The 2505-nt window shown below is 73.6% G+C and carries 2 protein-coding genes and 1 pseudogene; 2 read left to right on the plus strand and 1 reads right to left on the minus strand.

Annotation, left to right across the window (positions count from 1 at the left end; genetic code table 11):
* Together SSNG_RS29910 and SSNG_RS29915 are read left to right on the plus strand one after the other, a co-directional pair.
* Positions 1-1286: GAF domain-containing SpoIIE family protein phosphatase (locus SSNG_RS29910; RefSeq protein WP_007267680.1), on the plus strand; the 1286-nt coding region annotated here is incomplete at its 5' end.
* 138 nt (positions 1287-1424) lie between these two features.
* A complete protein-coding gene (locus SSNG_RS29915) occupies positions 1425-1862 on the plus strand; it encodes a hypothetical protein (RefSeq protein WP_042802271.1) in 438 nt (145 codons plus the stop codon).
* 65 nt (positions 1863-1927) lie between these two features.
* Here the strand turns inward: SSNG_RS29915 and SSNG_RS29920 are convergent.
* Positions 1928-2505: pseudogene (locus SSNG_RS29920) on the minus strand (DUF305 domain-containing protein); the annotation flags it as partial.

Below are 2505 nucleotides of genomic sequence, written 5' to 3' on the forward strand. Positions count from 1 at the left end.
AAGCCGAAGCCGGCCGGCGCCGCCTCGCCCTGCTCAGCGAGGCCAGCATGCGCGTCGGCTCCAGCCTCGACCTGGAACGCACCGCACAGGAACTCGCCGACCTCGCCGTACCGCGCCTCGCCGACGCCGTCACCGTCGACGTCCTCGACGCCCTCGCCCGCGGGGACGAGCCCGGCATGGGGCTGACCGGCGGCGCGGCCCTGCGCAGGCTAGGCCGGGCCCCGCTGTCCGGATCCCGCGTCACCGACATCCTCGCCCCCCTCGGCCGGACCCTCACCTTCCCCGCGACCGCCCCCTACACCCAGGCCCTCGCCGCCCGGCAGCCCTTCCTCATCGCCCGCCTCGACGAGCAGGCCGTCGCCCCCGCCGCCCGCCACACGGCGAAACCCGCCCAACTGGTCACCGCGGGGGTGCACTCCTTCGTCATGGCCCCCCTCGTCGCCCGGGAGTCCGTGCTCGGCGTCGCGACCTTCTACCGCACCCGCCCGGTCGGGCCGTTCACCTCCGAGGACGTCACCCTCGCCGGGGAACTCGCCGCCCGCGCAGCGCTCAGCATCGACAACGCACGGCTCTACCACCGCGAGCACGAGACCGCCGTCATCCTCCAGCGCAGCATGCTCCCGCAGCACATCACCCCGCCGCCCGGCATCGAGGTCAGCCACCGCTACCTGCCCGCGAGCGACGTCAACGAGGTCGGCGGCGACTGGTACGACGTACTCGCCCTGTCCGGAGGCAAGGCCGCCCTCCTCATCGGCGACGTGATGGGCCACGGCATCGCCGCCGCCGCGGTCATGGGCCGCCTCTCCGCCTCCGTACGGTCCCTCTCGCGCCTGGACCTCTCACCGGTACGGCTGCTGCACCAGCTCGAAGCCGCGCTCGCCGACCTCGCCGAGCCGATGCTGGCCACCTTCCTCTACGTCGTCTGCGACCCGGCCACCGGCCGCTGCACCGTCACCCGCGCCGGACACCCGCCGCCGGCCCTCGCCCTCCCGGACGGAACCGTCCGCCTCCTCGACACCCCGCCCGGGGTCCCGCTCGGCGTCGGGGGCATCGCGTTCACCCCGACCGAGGTCGAAGTGCCCCCGGGCAGCCTCCTCGTCCTCTACACCGACGGCCTCATCGAAGCGCGCGGCAGCGACCTCGACGAGCGGCTCGGCGAACTGACCCAGCTGCTCGCCGACCCCCAGCGCCAGCTGGACCACCTCTGCGACTCGCTCATCACCCACCTCGTCCCGGCGGCGGCCGACGACGACATCGCCCTGATGGTCGCCCGCGTCGGCGGCTGAACCCGCCGTCCCGCCGGGCCGGTTGCGACTCGTTCGGGTGAAGTCAGGCCTCAGGGCGAAAGGGGTGGGTAAGCCTGCCGCCGAGGTTCCGTGCACCATGCACCGGAGCCGATCGTCCCGGCCGCCCCTGGAGGGCCCATGTCCATCGCACGCCGTATTCCCCAGCTGCTGACCGCCGCCTCCGTCGCCGTGCTCCTCTCCGTCGCCGGAGCGGGCCTCGCCGCCCCGGCGACCGGCGCCACGGCCGCCGTGGCGGCGGAGCGTTCGGCCCGGGTGCCCGGGTTCAACGCGGGCGGGGTGTACGACATCTACCAGAGCAACGCGACCGTCCACGTGGACTTCACGCAGAACGCCGAGGGGCGCCTGTTCGGGTCGGTGCGCTCCGGCAACACCGTCGGCAACGTCAGGGAGGGCTCGGTCGACGGCCAGGAGATCTACTTCGTCATCGCCTGGTCGCACGGCCCGGTGGGCCGCTACACCGGAAAGCGGGGCCCGGACGGCCGCCTCTCCGGTACGACCTACGACCTGACCAACCCGTCCAGCCAGGCGACCTGGCGCACCGAGCGCCGGTTCTGAAGGGCCCCGGTCCCGGAGGGCCGGGGAGTCCCGCGGGTTCGTGCGGGGCTCCCCGGCCGTGGGGGTCAGCCCTTGCCGAGGAGCTTGTTCATCCGGGTGATCTCGGCGCTCTGCGAGCCGATGATGGCCCCGGCCATCTCCTTGGCGGGCTGGTACTTGCCGTCGGACTGCTCCGTCTTGGCCATGGCGACGGCACCTTCGTGGTGCTTGACCATCAGGTCGAGGAACGCGGTGTCGAAGGCCTTGCCGGAGGCCTTGGCGAGCTGGTCCATCTCCTCGCCGGTCATCATTCCGGACATGGAGTGGCCGCTGTGCCCGCCCTGCGCGGCGTCGGCGGGCGGGACCTGCTCGCCCCAGGCCGTCAGCCAGCCGGACAGCGTCTTGATCTCCGGGTCCTGGGCCTTCTTGATCTCGGCGGCGAGTTCCTTCACCTCGGCCGACTCGGCTCGGGTCGCGGCGAGGTCCGCCATCTCCACCGCCTGGCGGTGGTGCGGGATCATCCCCTTGACGAAGGCGGTGTCGGCGGCGTTGTTGGCGGCCTGCGCGGCGCCGGCGGGAGGCCGACGCGGACGCGGACGCGGACGCCGTGGCCTCGTGGCTGCCGTGGGCCGAGGAGGCGGAGCCGGCCTTCCCACCGCAGGCG

The organism is Streptomyces sp. C, from assembly GCF_000158895.1.
GTDB classification, from domain to species: Bacteria; Actinomycetota; Actinomycetes; order Streptomycetales; family Streptomycetaceae; genus Streptomyces; species Streptomyces racemochromogenes.